The following is a 20,167-nucleotide window of genomic DNA, read 5'->3' as shown; positions in this document are numbered from 1 at the left end:
CCATGCAATGGCGCACGCTTTAAGGAGGAAGATAAACCCATGAAAAAATACCGGACCCTGCTGGCGGCAGTCCTGCTGCTGGCCATTTTTGGTTGCGCGCCGCGCGAGGAAGAAGACACTCCCGCTGCGGAGGATACGTCCGCCGATAACGGTGCTGCGGCGCAGGAGGAAAAAAACGGGCTCCAGGCGGTTCCGGCCGAGGAGCTGATCTGGGTCTTCCGCGCCCGCGGCAACCGGCAGTGTGAGAACGGGGGCACGACACTGGAGCAGAGCCGGAATCAGCTCAGTGCCGCGGGAGTGGAGATCCAGGAATCCCGCTGTGGCACCCGTACCGATCGCATGTATGCCAGTGTCTGCGGTGGCCAGACCGGGGATATCCTGTTGCACCTGGTCAGGAAGACGGCGCTGGATGCAGCCCTGCAGCAGGGTTATGACCCGGCAGGCAATATCGAGTACCAGCAGGCCAGTTGCCCGGCCGGCGGCTCCTGACCTGTTGTTTCTCCAGTCTGAGGTCCTACAGGAGCCTGTATGAACATCTCTCGTGTTGCGGAGGCAACCGGCCTCAGCGGTAAGGCGCTGCGCTACTATGAGGAACACGGCCTGGTGGTGCCCGGGCGCGGTGCCAACGGTTACCGGGAGTACAGCGAGCGCGACATTGATGCACTCCATTTCATCCAGCGGGCGCGGTGTGCCGGCTTCTCGGTCGGGGAGGTGCGCGGGCTGCTGGAGCTGTACCGCAATCCCGCGCGACGGAGTCGCGACGCCAGGGAGATGGTGGAAGCCAAGCTGGCGCAGGTGGATGCGCAGATAGAGCAGCTGCTGGCGGTACGTGCGAACCTTCACGAGCTCGCCCGGGACTGTCCCGGCAACGACTCGCCCGAGTGCCCGATCCTGCAAGGCCTGGCGGATATCCCATCCCCCTGAACGGGAAGGGTGCACTGGCAAGGGAGGGGCGCGCTGCGGTAGAATGCGCGCCGCTTTTAACTGGCCCGGAAGCCCGAGATCCATGGAAATCAATCCCATCCTGAACAAGCTGAAAGACCTCGAAGAGCGCACCGACGTTCTTAGGGGGTATCTTTGACTACGCCCACAAGAAAGAACGCCTGACTGAAGTCGAGATGGAGCTGGCGGAGCCCAGTGTCTGGGATGACCCGGACCGGGCCCAGGAACTCGGGCGGGAGCGCTCCTCCCTGGAGACGGTGGTCACCACCATCGAGAACCTGGACAGCGGCATCGCCGACTGTCGCGAGTTGCTGGAGATGGCAGCCGAGGAGGGCGACGAGGACTCGGTCCAGGAAGTGGCCGGCGAGATCGAGGGCCTGCAGGACCAGCTGGGTGTGCTGGAATTCCGTCGCATGTTCTCCGGCGAAAACGACCCCAACAACGCCTACCTGGATATCCAGGCCGGGTCCGGCGGCACCGAGGCCCAGGACTGGGCCGAGATACTGCTGCGCATGTACCTGCGCTGGGGCGAGGCCCACGGCTTCAAGACCACCCTGGAGGAGGCTTCAGCCGGCGAGGTGGCGGGCATCAAGAGTGCCACCATTCATTTCCAGGGTGACCATGCCTTCGGCTGGCTGCGCACCGAGACCGGCGTGCACCGGCTGGTACGGAAGTCACCGTTCGACTCCGGTAACCGCCGCCACACCTCCTTCAGCTCGGTATTCGTGTCGCCAGAGATCGACGACAATATCGAGATCGAGGTGGACAAGTCGCAGGTGCGCGAGGATACCTACCGCGCCTCCGGTGCGGGCGGCCAGCATGTGAACAAGACCGACTCCGCCGTGCGCCTCACCCATGTGCCCTCCGGGATCGTGGTGGCCTGCCAGAGCGAGCGCTCCCAGCACCAGAACCGCGACAAGGCCTGGAAAATGCTGCGCGCCAAGCTCTACGAGCAGGAGATGCTCAAGCGCAATGCCGAGAAACAGGCCATGGAAGAGAGCAAGGCGGATATCGGCTGGGGCAGCCAGATCCGCTCCTACGTGCTCGACGACCAGCGTATCAAGGACCTGCGCACCGGGGTGCAGACCAGCAATTGCCAGTCCGTACTCGACGGTGACCTCGACCAGTTTATCGAGGCGAGCCTCAAGGCCGGCCTGTAAAACGCTGACGCCCCGAATACCTTCTTGTAGGAGCGGCCCATGGCCGCGATCGAACCGACGGGACACCCCGGAACCCCGATCGCGGCCATGGGCCGCTCCTACAGGAGATGAAAGAACCCTTTTACCCACGATTGACGATTCGCCATGACTGATACCCAGACCCAGCAGGAAGAGAACAAACTGATTGCCGAGCGGCGCGCAAAGCTGTCTGCGTTGCGTGAGAAGGGCAATCCCTTCCCGAATGCCTTCCGCCGCGAACACCTGGCCGCCGACCTGCAGGCGGAGTTTGGCGAGAAATCGAAGGAAGAGCTGGAGGAGCTGGGCAGGACCGCCTGTGTGGCGGGACGGATCCTGGCCAAGCGTGGCCCCTTCATGGTGATCCAGGATGTTTCCGGGCGGATCCAGCTGTACGCCGACAAGGCGGCGCAGAAGGACATCAAGGAGCGCTACGGGGCCTGGGATATCGGAGATATCGTGGGCGTACGCGGCACCCTGCAGAAGTCCGGCAAGGGCGACCTGTATGTCACCTGCGCGGAATACCAGCTGCTCACCAAGGCATTGCGGCCGCTGCCGGAGAAATTCCACGGTATCGCCGACCAGGAGCTGCGCTATCGCCAGCGCTACGTGGACCTGATCGCCACCCCGGAGTCCCGCGAGGTGTTCCGCATCCGCTCACAGGTGATCGACTACATCCGCCGCTTCCTCAACGGCCACCACTTCATGGAAGTGGAGACGCCGATGCTGCAGGTGATACCCGGCGGTGCGACCGCGCGCCCGTTCGTGACCCACCACAACGCACTCGACATCGACATGTACCTGCGCATCGCGCCGGAGCTGTACCTCAAGCGCCTGGTGGTTGGCGGCTTCGAGCGCGTTTACGAAATCAACCGCAATTTCCGCAACGAAGGCCTGTCCACGCGGCACAATCCCGAGTTCACCATGCTGGAGTTCTACCAGGCCTACGCCGGTTACAACGAGCTGATGGACCTCACCGAGGAAATGCTGCGCGGCATCTGCGAGGACGTGCTGGGCAGCACCACTGTGGAGTACCAGGGCAGCACCTACGACTTTGCCAAGCCGTTTACCCGCCTGTCCGTATTCGACTCCATCCTGCGCTACAACCCGGGCCTGGATCCGTCGGATATCGATAACCTGGAGAATGCGCGCAAGGTCGCCGGGAAGCTGGAAATTCCGTTGAAGGACAGTTGGGGCCTGGGCAAGGTACAGATCGAGATTTTCGAGAAGACTGTCGAGCATCGCCTGGACCAGCCCACTTTCATCACCGAGTACCCGACCGAGGTTTCACCGCTGGCGCGCCGCCACGACGAGAACCCGTTTGTCACCGAGCGCTTCGAATTCTTCGTCGGTGGCCGCGAGATCGCCAACGGCTTCTCGGAGCTCAACGACGCCGAGGACCAGGCCGAGCGCTTCAAGGCCCAGGTGGCGGAGAAGGATGCCGGCGACCAGGAAGCCATGCACTACGATGCTGACTATATCCGCGCGCTGGAATACGGCCTGCCGCCCACGGCGGGTGAGGGTATCGGTATCGACCGCCTGGTAATGCTGCTGACCGACTCTCCCTCCATCCGCGATGTGCTGTTGTTCCCGCACATGCGTCCCGAGACTGCTGCGGAGTAGGGCTTTCCCCGGGTGGGCCGAAGCTGAGAACCCCTCCCCCAGGGGGAGGGGTGAATGCTTACCCGCGAATACCCAGGGGTCCGCTGGGTACGTAGATGGTCTCCCGGTTGCCGCTGTCGCGGCGCAGGACCTCAACCGCCACGTTTTCCCCGGGTCCGACCTTGTAGATCTGCGAGCGCAGGTCGCCCATGTGGAAGATCCGCTCGCCGTTATAGGAAATGATCCTGTCCCCCGGCCGCAGTCCGGCGTCGGCTGCCGGCGCGCCGTTTACCACGTCGCTGATTTCCATTTCCCGGTTGTCATTGGTCGCTTGCAGGTAGAGCTCGAATTCCTGCGCTGACAGTTCATGCTCCAGCATCTTGCGCGGGTGACTGTAATTCTCGAGTTTCTCCCTGAGCGCCCGCGCCTCTGGCGACGACTTGTCCTGCATATGCCGGTAGGCATAGGAGAGCTTCATGTGCTCGTACTGGAAGCGTTCCTGGCTCTCCATGATGAAGGCGGCCCGGTCCGGGTTGATGCCCGCCTGTACCAGTCTCTCCAACTGCGTGTCACGGAAATCCCGTCGTCGGGTGCTCCGGTTCCCGGCCCGGGCCTGGGAATCCCGTAAGGAGGCCTGCCGGGTGCGCGGCGGGGCGGGGTCCGGGCCCTCCAGTTGCTGGCGCAATTCCTCCACCAGGTCCAGCAGCCGTGACTGGATTTCGGCAGAGCGGGCCAGCGATTCCTCCAGGCGCCCGACCCTTTCCTCGAGACTGGCTTCATTCCCGCTGAAGAGCTGCGCCAGGCCCGCGCGCGCTCCCGGTGCGCGATGTTCGTCATCGGGCACGGACAGCCTGCCGGCGAAGGCCCAATAGGCGACGGGAATCGCCACCAGGGCGACGAGGACGGCAAGTCGGGATCTTGTTGCTGCGTGTATCATGGCTGCCCTCGATGGGGCCAGCTCCGGTCTGCTGGCCGGTATTCAGTCCAGGATCACCAGGTGATTCGGAAGCTCGTTTTTCATCGTGGTGGCCGGCGCCACCTCCCGCAGGAGCTCACCGCACCGCTCAATACAGTGTATGAAGGCTTCGCCGGTTTTGCCTTTTTTGATCTCGCGAATGAACTCCTCAATGATTTCGCGCCAGGTCTCGTCGGTAATCTGCTCCGCGAGACCCCGGTCGGCGAGTATCTCAACATAGTGTTCCGCCTCGGCGACAAATATCAGCATGCCCAGCCGGCCCCGGGTGGTATGCAATTCCTGTTGCAGGAACTGGCGCCGAGCGAGGTTGGCGGCGCGCCAGAACTTTACCTTGCGCGGCACCAGGCGCATGGTCAGCGGCCGCCAGCGGAACAGCACGGCCAGCCCGATAAACAGTATCCACTGCAGGGTGAATGCCTCCCGGTAGTCCAGCCACCAGGGCAGAAACTGCAGCAGTGGTGCCAGCAACAGGGCGAGGAAGGCGGCGCAGAGCGTTGAAATATAGAGGTAGTTGTCGGCCTCGGGAGCCAGTACGGTTACCAGCTCGGCATCGGTGCCGGCTTCCACCTGCTTGATGGTTTCGGCGACCCTGCGCCGGTAATCACTGTTGAGCATTACCATCCTCCCGAGGCGCCCCCGCCGCCGAAACTGCCGCCACCACCGCCGAAGCCACCGCCCGGTGACCCGCCGCCGAAACCGCCACCAAAGCCACCGGTACCGTAGTAGCCGCCGTAGCGGCCGCGGCGGAAGCGACCGCTGTTGCCCGGCACCCCAAGGAACGCGGCGCCGAAAAACTGCAGCATGACCAGCAGCAGGAGGAATCCCACCAGCCATGCCAGCCGGCGATCATTCCCTGTTTCGGTGGGTTCGGCGACATATTCGTTCTTGATGGCCGCGATCATAGACTCCACCCCGGCGGTCACCCCACCGCCGAAATCCCCGGTGCGGAATTTCGGCAGGATTTTGGTGTGGATGATATTGGCCGCCTGGGCGTCGGTAAGGGCGCCCTCGAGCCCATACCCCACCTCGATGCGCACCTGGCGCTCGTCGGGCGCCACGATCAACAGGGCGCCGTTGTCCTTGTTCTTGCGGCCTAGCTTCCAGTGGCGTCCCAGCTGGTAGCCATACTCCTCGATGGTGAGCCCCTGCAAGTCCGGAACGGTGACCACCACCAGCTGGTTGCTGGTCTCTTTTTCATGCTGCTGCATCAGCTCGGTCAGCCGGTACTCGGTTTCCTGCTTCAACAGGTTCGCGCGATCGACAACGCGGCCGGACAGCGTCGGGAATTCGGTTTCGGCCGTGGCTGCCTGGGTGCCGGGGCAACCGAGCAGGACGAGCAGGATTAACAACCGGTGACAGCGCATGATTGATCCGGGTACGGTTACTGGAAGTCGACTTCGGGCGCCTTCTCGGCGTCCTCGGTGGTGGCCTGGAAGGGCTCGTGCAGGGGCATGTCGCTGTAAAGAATGCTGTGCCAAATCCGGCCGGGGAAGGTGCGGATCTCCCGGTTATACTGCTCCACCGCGTTGATATAGTCCCGTCGAGCCACACTGATGCGGTTCTCGGTGCCTTCCAGCTGGGACTGCAGGGCCAGGAAGTTCTGGTTGGACTTGAGGTCGGGGTATTGTTCCACCACCACCATGAGCCGCGAGAGCGCACTGCTGAGCTGTGCCTGGGCGGCCTCAAACTGTGCCAGCCGCGCCGGATCGTTGATCAGGCTTTCGTCCACCTGCATGGAGTTGACCCGGGCCCGGGCCTCGGTGACTGCCTGCAGGGTCTCCCGCTCCTGGTCGGCGTACGCCTTGACCGTCTTGACCAGGTTGGGAACCAGGTCCGCACGGCGCTGGTACTGGTTCTGTACCTGGGCCCAGGCGGCCTTAACCCGTTCGTCGTAAGTGGGGATATTGTTGATCCCGCAGCCGCTGGCGGTGAGCGCGAGCCAGGAAACCAGCAGCGCCAGCCACGGGCGCTGCCATGACGGGAAATGGGTCACGGGCGAAACCGGGTTCATGCAGGTCATCCATATTTTTGCAAAAGCCCGACAATAATAGCTTTCCGGGGCAGGGCCGCAGCCTGCTGCGAAAGAAGGGCGCACAGGGTCTTATGCCCGGAGGCACGCCCCCGGGCGGGCTGTGGCGCGTAATCCCCGTGAGCGGGCTTGATACCGGGCCAGGTTTTTCTACCCTGAACAGGAAAAACCTCTCACTTTCCCCTTTGCGCCTGCAGGGAGCCCCGTCGCTATGAGTTCATTGAATCTACCCAGCCTGGGGCTGGGCGGTGTCGCCATCGGTAATGGCTTCCAGTCCCTCAGTGACCAGCGTGCTGAAGAGACGCTGGAGGCAGCCTGGGAAGCGGGTATCCGTTATTACGACACATCCCCCTGGTATGGCCTGGGCCTCAGCGAGCGCCGGTTTGGCCGCTTCCTGCGCAACCAGGATCGCAACGACTACCTGCTATCCACCAAGGTGGGGCGGGTGCTCACCGCCACGGATACCCCGCCGGAGACAATGTGGGTCAACCCGTCCCCCTTCGATTATCGCTATGACTACTCGGCTGGTGCGGTGCGGCGGTCTCTCGAGGATTCGCTACAGCGCCTGGGCGTCGAGCGGATTGATTATGTATTTATCCATGACCTTTCGCCGGACCACGACGATGAATATGGCGAGGGCACTACCTGGGAAGACCACTTCGAGGTTGCCCTCGATGGCGCCATGCCGGAACTGACCCGGATGCGCGATGAGGGGCTCATCAAGGGCTGGGGGCTGGGCGTCAATACCATCGACCCGATTCTGAGGACCCTCGAGGCAGGGCATAGCGCCGACCTGTTCCTGTCGGCAATCCAGTACACGTTGCTCGATCACCAGGATTCACTCAACCGCCTCTTCCCCGCCATCGAGGAGAGTGGTGCCGGCCTGATTGTGGCGGCGCCGTTCAACTCCGGGTTGCTCGCTGGCCAGGATCACTATAACTACGGCCTGGAAACAACCAGGGAACAGCGCACACGGCTTGGGCGCATACACGAGCTGGCCGACAATATGGGGGTGGACATGGTGGATGCCTGTATCCAGTTTTCATTTGCCCCGAAGGTGGTCGACACCGTCCTGTTCGGCGCCAGCAAGCCGGAACAGGTGAGGGCCAGCGCAGCTGCGCTGGACAGGAAAGTCCCGAAGGAATTCTGGAAGGTGATCAGGGATGAAGGCCTGATCGACAACCGCGCGCCCGTACCCGGGGACTGAACTGCAGCCGCCCCGGGCGGCCGCTTCCCGATCCCTCCCCGGTCCTGTCCTTTTTTCACCAGCACCCTGTTGGCCGGATGAGCGATGCCGCGGACCGGACGTGTTGCGCTTGCGTCTGGTGCATTTGGCGACGCTGGCCCGTAATATAGCCACCCGCGACGAAGCGACAGGCGTGGCCTGTCGGGGAAAGCCGGGCGGCCGGACTCCTGGTACACATGCCGGCCCACATGAGTGGGATTCCCCCGGTCGGGCGTTAGTTACGATTTCACCGGGAAGCCAACAGAGAAAGCAGTAATGGCACTGAAAGCGACAATATTCAAAGCGCGGTTGCAGATAGCGGACATGGACCGGGACTATTATGCCGAGCACCTGCTGACTGTGGCGCGGCATCCCTCGGAAACGGATGAAAGAATGATGGTGCGGCTGCTGGCGTTTGCGCACAACGCTACCGATTCACTGGAATTTACCCGGGGGCTCTCCAGCGATGACGAGGCAGACCTGTGGCAGTTCAGCCTCAGCGGCGAGATCGAGCGCTGGATCGAGGTGGGCGTGCCCGCCGAGGAACGGCTGCGCAAGGCCTGCGGCCGTGCAGACGAAGTATTGGTGTACAGTTATGGCCGGCGCACCGCACCGGTGTGGTGGCAGAAACACCAGCAGGGGCTGGCGCGCTTCGGTAACCTGCGGGTCTATCGCTTATTGCCCGAGCAGACCGAGGCACTGGCACAACAGGCGCAGCGCAACATGGATTTGAGTATCACTATCCAGGACGGCCACATCTGGGTCGCAACAGAAGAGGCGAGCCTGGAAGTGACCCCGGAAAAACTTCAATAATTTTGGGAGTGACTATGCCCTCATTCGACATCGTATCCGAAGTAGACAAGCACCAGCTGACGAACGCAGTGGACCAGGTCAACCGTACCGTGACCAACCGCTTCGACTTCAAGGGCGTCAACGCGGAAGTGGACATGAACGGCTTTGAACTTACCGTGCGCGCCGAGGCGGAAATCCAGGTGACGCAGATGGTGGATATGCTGCGCAGCGCCCTGATCAAGTGCGATATCGACCCGCTGGCGATGGAAGTGGGCGAAGTGGAGCAGTCCGGTCGCGAGGTTCGGGTCAAGGTGACCCTTAAAAACGGGCTGGACAAGGAGCTTGCCAAGAAAATCGTCAAGATGATCAAGGACGAGAAAATGAAAGTGCAGGCCTCTGTCCAGGGGGACCAGGTGCGCGTGACCGGCAAGAAACGCGATGACCTGCAGCAGGTTATCGCCATGCTGCGTGCCAAGGAGCTGGACCAGCCCCTGCAGTTCAATAATTTCCGCGACTGACTCTCACTCCTGGCCCGCCCGGTTGCGAGAAAACACTGGCAGCTACGGGACCAGCGGGAATGAGGCGGAAAGAGGGGCGAGATGCTGAAGCCGATTCTGCTCCTGCTCGGTCTGCTATTGGCTGCCCGGGCGCCGGCACAGCCGGTCTTGCCGGCCGAGCTACTCGGGAGCTGGTGGCTCGACGGCAGTGCCGGGCTGGATATGTCCGGCCTGGCTTTCTGCGAGCAGCGCCTGCTGGCAGTGTCGGACAAGGATTCCGGGACCATATACGCGGTGGACTTTGCCGGAAGCCAGCCAGGGCAGGGCGCATCGCCCCGGGCGCGGTTGCAGCCCTACCAGCGCTTTGGCGGGCTGGATGTACCGCGCGGGGAATTGGGAGCAGCGTTGCTGGGCCTGGTGCAGCCCGGCCTCGCTGCGGATTTTGAGGGAATCAGTTGCAGCGGTGGCGCTATCTACCTTCTCAGCGAGCGTTACCACCGGCTTGTACGACTCTTGCCGGACGGGAGCGGCCACTGGCTGCCCCAGGGCTGGGCGGAACCGGCCCGCGCCCGGGGCTACATGCAGAGGTTCAACGGCGCCGGCGAGGGACTGGTGAGAAAGGACGGGCAGACCTGGATAGCGCTTGAGCGGCAGGCGCGCGGGCTGGTCAGGCTGGGGGAAAACAAGATGGAATTCTACGATATACCCCCTGTGCCGGGCCTGGATTTTCACGGTCGTCCCGAGGATATCACCGGACTGGATATACACGCTGGGGCGTTGTATACCCTCGAGCGAAATGCCTTCGCCGTATGCCGGCGCTCACTGGGCGACCTTGAGGCCGAGTGGTGTATTGAGTATCGCGCGGTGGAAGAGGCGCCGGAACATGTCTACCGGAAAACCCGTTACGGGAAGGCCGAGGGCCTGGCTGTCAATGACGAGGGCATCTTCATCGTGCTGGATAACAACAATGTGGGCCGCGCCTCCGACCCGGATGACCGGCGTGCACTGCTGATGCAGCTTGGCCACCCGCAGGGCACCCTCCTGCAGGAAGTCCCCCAGCCATGAGCCGTATTCCCCTGCAGGACCTGCTGCGCGAGGTTCGTTCCTGTCGCCTGTGCGAGGAATACCTCCCACTAGGCCCCAACCCGGTGCTGCGCGCGACCGACACTGCCCGCCTGTTGATCATCGGCCAGGCGCCGGGGACCCGGGTGCACGCCACCGGTATCCCCTGGAATGATCCGTCGGGGAACCGGCTGCGTGACTGGATGGCGGTGGACAGGGAGACCTTCTATGACGAGTCGCGTATCGCCATTATTCCCATGGGGTTCTGTTACCCCGGCCGCGGCAAGGGTGGCGACCTGCCGCCGAGACCCGAGTGTGCGGCCACCTGGCATGCGCGGCTGCTGGAACTGATGCCCGATTTGCGGCTCACCCTGCTGGTGGGGCAATATGCGCAGCGCTACTACCTGCCGCACTGGTATGGCAGCATTACCGAGAATGTACGCCACTTTGGTGACGCCCTGCCGCAGGGCTACTTCCCGCTGCCCCACCCGAGCCCGCGCAACACGCTGTGGTTGCGCAAGCGGCCCTGGTTCGAGGCGGAAGTGGTGCCGCAATTGCAGCTGCAGGTGAGGAAAATTCTTCTTTAAGCCCGAAGTGAGATCCAGACAGGAACAGGAAACAGCATGCCTTCCCTGGAACAGGTAAATATCGACCCCAGTTGGCGCCGGGTACTCGAAGGTGAGTTCCGCAAGCCCTACATGGGCCAGTTGCGGGAGTTCCTGCGTGCTGAGAGAAATGCCGGCAAGCGCATCTACCCGCCCGGGGGGCAGATTTTCAACGCCTTCAACTCGACGCCATTCGACAGGGTCAAGGTGGTGATCCTCGGACAGGATCCCTATCACGGCGCCGGCCAGGCGCACGGCCTCTGCTTCTCGGTGATGCCGGGCGTGCGCATTCCCCCCTCGCTGCAAAATATCTACAAAGAACTGCACTCTGACCTGGGAATCCCCCCGGCGCATCACGGCTGCCTGCAGCCCTGGGCAGAGCAGGGCGTCTTGCTGCTGAACGCGACCCTGACCGTCGAGGACAGCAGGGCGGGTGCCCACCAGGGTAGGGGCTGGGAGCAATTTACCGATGCCGCGATCCACGCACTGGCGGAGCAGCGCGAGAACCTGGTGTTTATCCTCTGGGGCAGCTATGCCCAGAAGAAGGGTGCGTTTATCGATCGTTCCAGGCATCTGGTGCTGACAGCCCCGCATCCCTCGCCGCTCTCAGCCCACCGCGGCTTCTTCGGTACACGACCCTTTTCCCAGGCCAATGCCTGGCTACAGCAACACGGCCAGCAGCCCGTCGAGTGGGCGCTGCCGGAGGCGGCGGCACTGCGGCGCGTGGCTGTGGAAGTATAAGGAAAGGCCGCGGGACTGCGACTCGACCGGGATCAGGCGAGCGGATCGGCGTCCGCGTCGTACGGTAATTCCTGCAGCTTGAGCTCGCGCCCGTCGGCGAGAAACAGGGGGGCTCCCTCGGCAACCTTGCCGATCGTCAGCACCGCCAGCAGCTCAATACCCTCGTCACTGCGGCAGGCCTGTACCAGGTTGCCGATGCTTTTCCCATCTTCGGTACTTACCGGGGCGCCCGGTTCGGGCAACCCACCCGATTCACACCGGGCCCGGTACATGCGCCGCTTGGCGGCGCCGAGGTACTGCATGCGCGCCACTACTTCCTGCCCGGTATAGCAGCCTTTCTTGAAGCTGACGCCCCCGAGCAGGTGCAGGTTCAGCATCTGGGGAATGAACATCTCGCTGGTGGCTGCATGCAACTGCGGGACACCAGCCTGTATCTGCCGGGCTGTCCAGTGGCAGTAGCCCGCCACTTCCGCTTGCCCGGCCAGCTTTTCCCACAGCGCCGGGGCGGCCTTCGCCGGCACCCCGAGCGCGAGCTGGTCTTCGGCCAGCGCGCAGGCCACGACCTCGGTGCCGTCGAACCCGAAACTGTGGGCTGCGCCCGGCGCGAGTCGCCCGATACCTAGCAGTCCACTCGCCCGCTCGAGGACCCCCTTGCCCTGCAGGCCAAGCCAGCGTTGGTCGTCGCCGCATTCAGACAGTTCGGTCTTGAAGAAGACGGCATACTTCGCCAGCGCCTCCCGGGCGATGCCGGCGAGGTCGCGCGGCAGCAGCAGGGTAAAGTGCTCTTGCGAGTGTTTTACAACGCGGAAGGCACTGATCATGCGCCCCTTCGGGTTGCAGTGTGCACCCAGGCTGCTGTGCCAGTCAGGGAGGTTGAGCAGGTCGCAGGTAAGCTGGCCTTGGAGGAATTTCTGGCTGTCGGGGCCGGTAACGGACACCGAACCCAGCGGGCTCAGGTCCACCAGGTAGGTATCCGCGGACGTATCGGGAAAGTGAGCCTCATTTCCCTCCCACACGGCGCCCCTCGCGGTGAGAAATTCCTGCCACTGTACCTGGTCCATAGTGTTTCCCTGTGATGCTCGGTTGGATGGGTTGCAGAGACTGCAGTATCTGGGGGTGGCAGGGCGGATTTCAACCGCCGGCGCGATCCGCCTGCCCTGTGCAGGGACTACTGTTCGTGGGCCTGCAGCGGGTATACTGCGGCAAATTTTCTGGTTGGAATGAAGTATGGATCGCAACCGCCTGTTTTGGGCCAGCCGCCGCGGCATGCTGGAACTGGACCTTGTCCTGCTGCCGTTTCTGGAGAACGTCTACGACACCCTGGATGAGGCCGACCAGCAGAGCTACGTGAAGCTGCTGGAGAGCGAGGACCAGGACCTGTTTGCCTGGTTCCTGCGGCGCGAGGACCCGGCAGATCCCGAGCTGCAGCGCATCGTGCAGATCATCCGTGACAATACCGGCCTCCAGGAATAGCACTCCCACGCCTCTCCCGGAGCGCCACGCCCGCCTGTCGTGCGTGGTGGCGCCCTCCCGCCTCCTGGCGGCAGTGCTGGTTCTCGCACTGGTCCAGGGGTTGCTCGCAATCTGGCTCTGTGGCGCTCCCTGGCCCCTGGTGCTCATCCTCACGCTGGTGGTGTGCCTCTATGCGGCGCGCGAATTGCGCCGCCTGCGCGATGTTGCCGGCGTGCTCAGTACCCGGGCCGGGCGCTGGTTCTGGTGCCCGGCGGGCGGCGAGGAAATGGAGTTTGCACTGCGCGGCGAACTGGTGCTGTGGCCCTGGCTGGTGGTGATAAACGGCCGCATCCAAAACAATGGGCAGGCCCGGCTGGTTCTGGCGCGTGACAGCCTGCAGCCGGACGACTGGCGTCGCCTGCAGGCAGCGCTGCGCTACTCTTGATGAATTTTCCGCTATGTACCTTACGCCATGGATTTCCCGCCCCGGGTTACCCGGCGCAGCGGTGACAGTTACACAAACTGGCGCTGGTTGGCGAAGTTCTCGGGAACCAGGATGGTGTCCATGGCCAGTTCGCGGAGCCTGGGGTAGTCCACTGAGTAGTGCAGGCCGCGACTCTCGCGCCGGTCCAGCGCGGAACGGATGATCAGCTCCGATACCACCGCCAGGTTGCGCAGCTCGATCAGGTCGCTGGTGATGCGGTAATTGGCGTAGAACTCGCGGATTTCCTGCTGCAGCAACCTGACCCTGTGCTCGGCCCGCAGCAGGCGCTTGCGGGTCCGCACGATGCCCACGTAGTCCCACATAAAGCGCCGCAGTTCGTCCCAGTTGTGGGAGATCACCACATCCTCATCCGAATCGGTTACCCGTGACGCGTCCCAGGGCGCTGCCGGGCGCGGCGGGGTGACGGCATCCAGGCTGGCATCGATGTGCATGGCCGCGGCGCGGCCGTAGACCAGGCACTCCAGCAGCGAGTTGCTGGCCAGCCGGTTGGCGCCGTGCAGGCCGGTGAAAGTGGTCTCGCCAATGGCGTACAGCTGGTCGAGATCCGTGCGCCCGTGCTCGTCCACCATGACTCCGCCGCAGGTGTAATGGGCCGCCGGGACTACCGGGATCGGTTCCCGGGTAATGTCGATACCGTACTGCAGGCAGTTGTTGTACACCGTCGGGAAGTGCCCGCGAATGAAATCCGGGTCCTTGTGCGAGATATCCAGGTACAGGCAGTCCGCGCCCAGTCGCTTCATCTCGTGGTCGATGGCGCGGGCGACGATATCCCGGGGAGCCAGTTCGCCGCGCTTGTCGAACCGGTGCATGAAACGCTGGCCGTCGGGCAGCTTCAGCTGTGCGCCCTCGCCGCGCAGGGCCTCTGTGACCAGCGACGCCTTGGCCTTGGGGTGATACAGGCAGGTGGGGTGGAACTGGTTGAACTCCATGTTTGCCACCCGGCAGCCGGCACGCCAGGCCATGGCGATACCGTCGCCGCTGGCGCCGTCCGGGTTGCTGGTATAGAGGTAGGCCTTGCTGGCCCCGCCGGTGGCCAGTACCACCGCGCGGGCCTGGAACAGTTCAACCTCTTCGGTTTCCCGGTCGAGCACATAGGCGCCGGCGCAGCGGAACCTGCCCTTGGCCGCGTCCGGCTGGCGGATCAGGTCCAGCGCCACGTGCTGCTCGAAGCAGTCGATGTTCTTCGCCGCACGCACCCGCTCGATCAGGGTGCTGTGCACGGCGCGCCCGGTGGCATCGGCGCTGTGGATGATGCGCCGGTGGCTGTGGCCGCCCTCCTTGGTGAGGTGGTAGTCCTGGCGGTCGCGGGTGAAGTCGACCCCCTGGTCGATCAGCCACTGGATCGCTGCGGCGCCGTTCTCGACTGTCTTGCGCACTGCCTCCGGGTGGCACAGGCCGGCGCCCGCATCTAAGGTATCAGCGATATGCGATTCCACCGAGTCGGCGCTGTCCAGTACGGCGGCGATGCCGCCCTGGGCAAACCAGGTGGAGCCATCCCGCAGGCGTTGCTTGGACAGCAGGGCCACCCGGTAACGGGCTGCCAGATGCAGGGCGAGGGTCAGCCCGGCGGCGCCGCTGCCGATGACCAGAACGTCGTAATTTGCCTGTGCAGTCATAATTTTCATTGTCCAGTGGGGTCGCGTAGTATAGCGCCAACTGAACTTTCGTCGATTTGGGCCGGAACTTATGTCCTATTGCCACGGTCTTCAAGATCACAGAATAAATGCCTGCGCCGGCAACTCCAGTCATTCCTGGGTGGCCGCATGTGGTGCGGCTGTATTTGGGAGTAGGGGATGACAGCGCAACAGGCGTCACCGAGTGACCGCCAGCTGGTGGAGCGGGTCCAGAAGGGCGACAAGCGTGCCTTCGACCTCCTGGTGTTGAAATACCAGCACAAGATCGTCGCTGTGGTGAGCCGGTTCATCAAGGATCACAGTGAAGTCCAGGATGTGGTGCAGGAAGCCTTTATCAAGGCGTATCGCGCGCTGGCCAATTTCCGTGGTGAGAGTGCCTTCTACACCTGGATGTACCGTATTGCCATCAATACGGCCAAGAACCACCTGGTGTCCCGCGGCCGCCGTCCGCCGTCCTCTGACGTGGACCTGGAAGACGCTGAGTACTATTCCGGCGCCGACCTGCTGCGGGACAATGAGACCCCCGAGAACCAGCTGTTCCGCGACCAGCTTGAGCAGGCGGTGCACGAGGCGATCCGGGCGCTGCCCGAGGACCTGCGCTCGGCCGTGACGCTGCGCGAGATGGAGGGGCTCAGCTACGAGGAAATCGCCGAGGTGATGGGCTGCCCTGTGGGCACTGTCCGTTCCCGGATTTTCAGGGCCCGCGAAGCGATCGACCGCACAGTCAAGGCGGTGATGGAGGGCGAGCCCGAGCCACTGGGGGATCGAGGCTGAAAATAGCGCCGGGAGCGCGGGAAAATTTTGGCGCGGCGGTGAAACAATTTTCCGTCCCGCCTGTCTGAGAGAATAACTGGCAAGTGGTATCCGCTGGGTCGAGCATTTTGCTGTGGCGCAGGCCTCTGCGCCGGTTTATCAACTGTTTGTAGAGAGGGGTTGCCCGTATGTCCCACGGGAGTCATCAGGATCGGCTGAATGAGTCGCTATCGGCGCTGATGGATGGCGAGGCCACCGAACTGGAGCTGCAGCGCCTGTTGAAGCGCGGCAGCGAAGGTGACGAGATGGCCGAGCGCTGGTCCCGGTACCAGCTTGCCGCCAGTATCATGCGCCGGGAGCAGTTTGCTCCGGTGGCGCCGGGCCTGGCTGCGAGCATATCTGCGGCCATCGACGCGGAAGGGCCACTGGATACCGCCGCGAGCGACGCGGAATCCTCTGCCGGCATGGCAACGCGGAGCCCCTGGGTGCGGAGCCTGTCTCGCGGTGCGGTGGCGGCCACGGTAGCATTTGCCGCCATCCTTGGCGTGCAGCAGTTGTCGCAGCCGGATCCGGCCGCCAACAATACCGGCGCGCCCCAGCTGGCGGCCGAGGCACCCCGTCCGGTACAGCAGGCGGTGCAGTCTGCCCCGCAACCGAGCGGTTTTTACGTGCCGGCGCCCACCACCCGTTCAGTTAGCACTGCCTCACCCCGCCTGGTGCCCGAGCGACAGCCGGGAGTGCCGGTACAGGCCGTGATCCAGCAGGCCCCGCCGCCCGAGCTGATCCGGCACCTCAACCGCGTCATGATCCGCCACTCGCAGCAGGCGGGCCATGTTAGCAGCCAGGGTATGGTGCCTTTCGCCCGCGCCACCTACGGGGAGCAGGACGGACAGTGACGGGATTGCGCTCTGAATCGCAACGCAAAGCCAACAGCCTGCTGTTGGCTTTGCTGTTGATAGCCCCCGCAGGTTTTGCCCAGGAGGTCGCGCCCGATGCGGAGCCAGCGGGCCGGGACTTTTCTACTCCAGACGGCAAACAGCAGGTTGGGAAACCGGCACAGCAGCCTGTGACGCCGGCGCCTGAGCCATCCGTGGCCGGTGAACAGGGAAGCGTCGAATACTGGCTTGGCCGCCTCTCCGATGCAGTCAGCGACCTTGAATACAGCGGGCTGGTGACTTTTGAGCACCAGGGGCTGCTGGAAACCCTGCAGGTCTACCATGCCGTGCGCGATGGTGAGCAGGTGGAGCGCGTACGCTACCTGAGTGGCGAGCCCCGCGAACTGATCAGCCACGGCACCACCTCCGCCTGCGACCGGGCGGTAAGCCCCTTTGGCCGGGCCAGCCAGTGGAGCGGCGTCAACGGCCAGGGCACCGGCAGTTATCATTTCGTCCTGCGCGGCGGAGAGCGCATTGCCGACCGCGAGACAGTAGTCATCGAGGCGCGGCCCCGCGACCAGCACCGGCTGGGTGTGTTCCTGAACCTCGACCGGGAGACCGGCCTGCCGCTGAAGTCGATGCTGGTAGGGGCCCAGGGCCGGGTGCTGGAGCGCTACCAGTTCGTGGAGCTGGACCTGTCACCGATCAGTGATGAGGACCTTAAGCCGCGTTCGGCTGACGTCCGGCGCATCGACAACCGCCACGCCTGTGAAACGGCGCAGACCCGCTGGCAGCTGAGCTGGCTGCCGGACGGTTACGAAAAAGTGGCGGTCCGGACCCTTGCCGACGGGGATATGCTGGTGTTCAGTGACGGCCTGAGCGTGTTCACCGTGTTCGTACAGCGTCTCGGGCCGGAACTGGAATACAAGGGCCGTGCCATTCGCGGGGCCACGGTCGCCTACATGGACCGGGTCGAGGTGGATGGCACCTACTTTACGGTGACGGTCGTTGGTGAGATCCCGGATGCCACCGCCCAGCGGGTGGCGCGCTCCGTGGGAACCGGAAGCTGACCGTGCACGAAGAGCGCGGGCGGGTTGTCGCCATCGAGGCTGGTTCCATCTGGGTGGAAACTATCCAGCGCAGTGCCTGCGGCGGTTGTTCTGCCAGGTCCGGTTGTGGCACCGGGCTGCTGGGCGATTTCCTGTCCAGGTCCACCCGTATCCGGGTGGACCTCAACAGCTGGGATAAAGCGCATGTCGCCCTGAACGACACGGCGATAATCGGTATTCCGGAGCGGGCCCTGAGCACCGGCGCTCTCCTGGCTTACATCTTACCCCTCATATTCCTCCTGCTCGGAGCCCTTGCGGGTGATGCCCTGGCCGGCGAGGCGGGCGCCATCGCGGGTGCTGTGGCCGGACTGCTGGGCGGGGCCGGAGCCATCCGCTGGCATGGCCGGCGCAATGCCGCCAGCCCGCTGTACAGTCCCGTGTTACTCAGGATCGAACCTTCACGCCCCTCACCCCGCTGAGCCCGCCGGACTCCCCCGGACTAAACTCTTAACTTCTGCCTGTAGAGAACGGAGCGCCCTATGCGTGTGCGCTGTTTTGCCGAGCGCTGGCCCCTGCGCACCTCATTTGTCATCTCCCGCGGTGCCCGCACAGAGGCGGCGGTGGTCGTGGTGGAGGTGTCTGATGGGGAAATTACCGGCACGGGTGAATGCACACCCTATCCCCGTTACGGGGAGAGCGTGGAGTCGGTGCTGGACCAGGTGCAGGCGGTACTACCTGCCGTGGGTAACGGGCTCGACCGGACCGGCCTTCTCGCCCAGATGCCGGCCGGCGCCGCCCGCAATGCGGTGGATTGCGCGCTGATGGACTGGGAGCGTCAGCGCCGGGGCGACGGCCGGCCGGGCCCCGAGTGGCTCTCTACCGTGCAGACGCTGGTCATCGATACTCCCGAGGCGATGGCCTCGGCGGCTGAGAAAACCGTGGCGCGCGGCGTGGATACCCTCAAACTGAAGCTGGATGACAGCGGGGTAGAGGCGCGCGTCAGGGCTGTGCGAGAGGCTGCGCCCGACGCGCAGCTGGTGATTGATGCCAACGAGTCCTGGCACCGAGAGACGCTGGTGGCGCGCTGCGAGGCGCTCGCGGGCCTGGGGGTGGCCATGCTCGAGCAACCGCTGCCGGCTGGCGACGACGAATTCCTCACCTCCTTTCCCCATCCGCTGCCGATCTGTGCCGATGAGAGCTGCCATACCCGCGCTGACCTGCCCCGGCTGTCTGGTCGCTACGACATGGTCAATATAAAGCTGGACAAGACCGGCGGCATTACCGAAGCGCTGGCACTGGCGGACGAGGCGGCGGAACGCGGGTTTGGGCTGATGCTTGGCTGCATGCTGTGCACCTCGCGCGCCATCCGGGCGGCCTGGCCGCTGGGTGAGAAGGTGCGCTTGCGCGACCTGGATGGTCCCACCTGGCTTGCCCGCGATGTGGAGCCACCACTGCGCTTCGAGGCGGGGCGGGTGTACTGGTGATCCCTGTCTGTCAGTGGGTGAGCAGCCGGATCAGCGCGTCGAGGTAGTCCTCGCTGGCCGCATCGGCGGAAATGGGCGGGAACTCGACCGTGATACAGGGCCAGTCCTGCTCCGCGCACCAGGTGCCGAAAGAGCCGGGTGTCAGGTAGCCGACGTCACTGACCAGTGGCAGCGCGAGCGCCTCTGCCAGCCATTGCCCCAGTTCACTGGTGGCCGGGTCCTCGATGCAGGCGAGGGGTTCGTGAATGGTCACTATCCACCCTGGCTGCAGCCTGGCGATCAGCTCGCACAGGGCGCGGGTTTCCGCCTCGGAGCCACCGCTGGTGCCGGTGCTTAACAGCACGTCGCGCTCTTCGGCCGCACTGTTCCAGCGGTAGACGGTGTCCTCCTGCTGCCAGTTGCTGGTGGCGAAGTTGCGATTGAGATCCACTCCCCGTGCGTTGCAGCGCTGTCCCAGCTGGCAGCCATCGGGATTGACCGCCAGGATCACGTGGTGCCGGAGCGCGTCGGGGGGTATGGAGCGCAGCGCGCACGACAGGGCGACCACCGCTGCGACCTCGTCCCCATGGGTTCCGGCCATGACCATGCCCGGGCGGTCAGTTGCGTCCGGGGCAACCTGGGCGGGAAAGTACAGCAGGGGAGCTCCCAGCTGTGACTGGCCGTACACCTGTTGTGGGTGATTGAACTTGCCACGCTCGGTACGGGGACGTAAATTGATCATTCTTTACACTGATTTACATGCGGCGCGAGAACTTTCCCGATCCCGATG

General features: G+C 64.0%; 24 protein-coding genes. 17 read left to right on the top strand and 7 right to left on the bottom strand.

The annotated features are described in order from the left end of the window. The first annotated feature begins 39 nt into the window (after nt 1-39). The 4 genes from BLT26_RS01125 to lysS all read left to right on the top strand — a co-directional run bounded on the left by BLT26_RS01125 (nt 40) and on the right by lysS (nt 3,740). The gene (locus BLT26_RS01125; protein WP_091506842.1) at nt 40-489 is read left to right on the top strand and encodes a hypothetical protein; all 450 of its coding nucleotides are present in this window, start codon (nt 40-42) and stop codon (nt 487-489) included. A 39-nt stretch (nt 490-528) separates the two neighbouring features. After that, nucleotides 529-924, top strand: coding sequence for a MerR family DNA-binding protein (locus BLT26_RS01120; RefSeq protein WP_091506837.1), 396 nt, complete (start codon nt 529-531; stop codon nt 922-924). An 82-nt stretch (nt 925-1,006) separates the two neighbouring features. Next, nucleotides 1,007-2,102 (top strand): peptide chain release factor 2 gene (prfB, locus tag BLT26_RS01115; protein ID WP_139169346.1). Its coding sequence is split into 2 segments (ribosomal slippage): nt 1,007-1,078 and nt 1,080-2,102, totalling 1,095 coding nucleotides; the frame shifts between segments, so codons are not numbered across the junction. Nucleotides 2,103-2,246: 144 nt separating this feature from the next. Next, nucleotides 2,247-3,740, top strand: a complete 1,494-nt coding sequence (lysS, locus tag BLT26_RS01110) for a lysine--tRNA ligase (protein WP_091506831.1) — start codon at nt 2,247-2,249, stop codon at nt 3,738-3,740. A gap of 58 nt (nt 3,741-3,798) precedes the next feature. Here the strand turns inward: lysS and BLT26_RS16655 are convergent, their stop codons facing one another. Genes BLT26_RS16655 through BLT26_RS01090 form a run of 4 tightly spaced genes read right to left on the bottom strand, consistent with a single transcriptional unit; the run spans nt 3,799 to nt 6,706 of the window. Next, nucleotides 3,799-4,656 carry a PDZ domain-containing protein gene (locus tag BLT26_RS16655; RefSeq protein WP_139169345.1) on the bottom strand — a complete coding sequence of 286 codons (858 nt, stop codon included), beginning with the start codon at nt 4,654-4,656 and terminating at the stop codon, nt 3,799-3,801. 42 nt (nt 4,657-4,698) lie between these two features. Then, nucleotides 4,699-5,310 carry a TPM domain-containing protein gene (locus tag BLT26_RS01100; RefSeq protein WP_245720540.1) on the bottom strand — a complete coding sequence of 204 codons (612 nt, stop codon included), beginning with the start codon at nt 5,308-5,310 and terminating at the stop codon, nt 4,699-4,701. After that, nucleotides 5,310-6,059, bottom strand: coding sequence for a TPM domain-containing protein (locus tag BLT26_RS01095; protein ID WP_091506822.1), 750 nt, complete (start codon nt 6,057-6,059; stop codon nt 5,310-5,312). The genes BLT26_RS01100 and BLT26_RS01095 overlap by 1 nt, the downstream gene beginning before the upstream one ends. A 17-nt stretch (nt 6,060-6,076) precedes the next feature. Continuing rightward, a complete protein-coding gene (locus BLT26_RS01090; protein ID WP_091508665.1) occupies nt 6,077-6,706 on the bottom strand; it encodes a LemA family protein in 630 nt (209 codons plus the stop codon). A 229-nt stretch (nt 6,707-6,935) separates the two neighbouring features. Between BLT26_RS01090 and BLT26_RS01085 the strand changes: the two genes are divergently transcribed. The 6 genes from BLT26_RS01085 (at nt 6,936) to ung (ending at nt 11,646) form a co-directional block, all read left to right on the top strand. Then, nucleotides 6,936-7,931, top strand: coding sequence for an aldo/keto reductase (locus tag BLT26_RS01085; RefSeq protein WP_091506818.1), 996 nt, complete (start codon nt 6,936-6,938; stop codon nt 7,929-7,931). A 294-nt stretch (nt 7,932-8,225) separates the two neighbouring features. After that, nucleotides 8,226-8,762, top strand: coding sequence for a YaeQ family protein (locus BLT26_RS01080; RefSeq protein ID WP_091506814.1), 537 nt, complete (start codon nt 8,226-8,228; stop codon nt 8,760-8,762). 14 nt (nt 8,763-8,776) lie between these two features. Next, nucleotides 8,777-9,259, top strand: a complete 483-nt coding sequence (locus BLT26_RS01075; protein WP_091506810.1) for a YajQ family cyclic di-GMP-binding protein — start codon at nt 8,777-8,779, stop codon at nt 9,257-9,259. Between the two features lie 81 nt (nt 9,260-9,340). Then, complete coding sequence (locus tag BLT26_RS01070) at nt 9,341-10,303, top strand: SdiA-regulated/phytase-like domain-containing protein (RefSeq protein ID WP_091506808.1); 963 nt, start codon at nt 9,341-9,343, stop codon at nt 10,301-10,303. Further along, nucleotides 10,300-10,887, top strand: coding sequence for a uracil-DNA glycosylase family protein (locus tag BLT26_RS01065; RefSeq protein WP_091506805.1), 588 nt, complete (start codon nt 10,300-10,302; stop codon nt 10,885-10,887). The genes BLT26_RS01070 and BLT26_RS01065 overlap by 4 nt, the downstream gene beginning before the upstream one ends. Before the next feature lie 36 nt (nt 10,888-10,923). Then, nucleotides 10,924-11,646 (top strand): uracil-DNA glycosylase, encoded by a 723-nt coding sequence (gene ung, locus BLT26_RS01060; RefSeq protein WP_091506801.1) that lies wholly within the window; start codon nt 10,924-10,926, stop codon nt 11,644-11,646. 32 nt (nt 11,647-11,678) lie between these two features. On the opposite strand, the gene ygfZ is transcribed toward ung, so the two are convergent. Further along, complete coding sequence (gene ygfZ, locus BLT26_RS01055) at nt 11,679-12,707, bottom strand: CAF17-like 4Fe-4S cluster assembly/insertion protein YgfZ (protein WP_091506798.1); 1,029 nt, start codon at nt 12,705-12,707, stop codon at nt 11,679-11,681. 166 nt (nt 12,708-12,873) lie between these two features. On the opposite strand from ygfZ, the gene BLT26_RS01050 reads away from it, so the two are divergent. Next, complete coding sequence (locus BLT26_RS01050; RefSeq protein WP_091506795.1) at nt 12,874-13,119, top strand: FAD assembly factor SdhE; 246 nt, start codon at nt 12,874-12,876, stop codon at nt 13,117-13,119. Beyond that, a complete protein-coding gene (locus BLT26_RS01045; RefSeq protein ID WP_175452994.1) occupies nt 13,094-13,543 on the top strand; it encodes a protein YgfX in 450 nt (149 codons plus the stop codon). Before BLT26_RS01050 ends, BLT26_RS01045 begins: the two co-directional genes overlap by 26 nt. A gap of 68 nt (nt 13,544-13,611) precedes the next feature. Here the strand turns inward: BLT26_RS01045 and nadB are convergent, their stop codons facing one another. Then, nucleotides 13,612-15,228, bottom strand: coding sequence for an L-aspartate oxidase (gene nadB, locus BLT26_RS01040; protein WP_091506790.1), 1,617 nt, complete (start codon nt 15,226-15,228; stop codon nt 13,612-13,614). Nucleotides 15,229-15,396: 168 nt separating this feature from the next. Here nadB and rpoE point away from each other — a divergent pair, with 168 nt between their 5' ends. The 5 genes from rpoE to ycjG all read left to right on the top strand — a co-directional run bounded on the left by rpoE (nt 15,397) and on the right by ycjG (nt 19,398). Continuing rightward, nucleotides 15,397-16,011, top strand: a complete 615-nt coding sequence (gene rpoE / locus BLT26_RS01035; RefSeq protein WP_091506787.1) for an RNA polymerase sigma factor RpoE — start codon at nt 15,397-15,399, stop codon at nt 16,009-16,011. 167 nt (nt 16,012-16,178) lie between these two features. Continuing rightward, entirely contained in the window at nt 16,179-16,886 is a 708-nt protein-coding gene (locus BLT26_RS01030) for a sigma-E factor negative regulatory protein (protein WP_091506784.1), read from the top strand. A 194-nt stretch (nt 16,887-17,080) separates the two neighbouring features. After that, nucleotides 17,081-17,935, top strand: a complete 855-nt coding sequence (locus BLT26_RS01025; protein ID WP_175452993.1) for a MucB/RseB C-terminal domain-containing protein — start codon at nt 17,081-17,083, stop codon at nt 17,933-17,935. A gap of 2 nt (nt 17,936-17,937) precedes the next feature. Continuing rightward, nucleotides 17,938-18,393, top strand: coding sequence for a SoxR reducing system RseC family protein (locus tag BLT26_RS01020; protein ID WP_091506778.1), 456 nt, complete (start codon nt 17,938-17,940; stop codon nt 18,391-18,393). 60 nt (nt 18,394-18,453) lie between these two features. After that, complete coding sequence (ycjG, locus tag BLT26_RS01015; RefSeq protein ID WP_091506774.1) at nt 18,454-19,398, top strand: L-Ala-D/L-Glu epimerase; 945 nt, start codon at nt 18,454-18,456, stop codon at nt 19,396-19,398. Between the two features lie 10 nt (nt 19,399-19,408). Here the strand turns inward: ycjG and mpaA are convergent, their stop codons facing one another. Then, nucleotides 19,409-20,119 (bottom strand): murein tripeptide amidase MpaA, encoded by a 711-nt coding sequence (gene mpaA / locus BLT26_RS01010; RefSeq protein ID WP_091506770.1) that lies wholly within the window; start codon nt 20,117-20,119, stop codon nt 19,409-19,411. Nucleotides 20,120-20,167 lie beyond the last annotated feature (48 nt).

Origin of the sequence: Microbulbifer yueqingensis (genome assembly GCF_900100355.1) — a bacterium.
GTDB classification, from domain to species: domain Bacteria; phylum Pseudomonadota; class Gammaproteobacteria; order Pseudomonadales; family Cellvibrionaceae; genus Microbulbifer; species Microbulbifer yueqingensis.
This window is presented reverse-complemented; position numbering and strand designations above follow the sequence as displayed.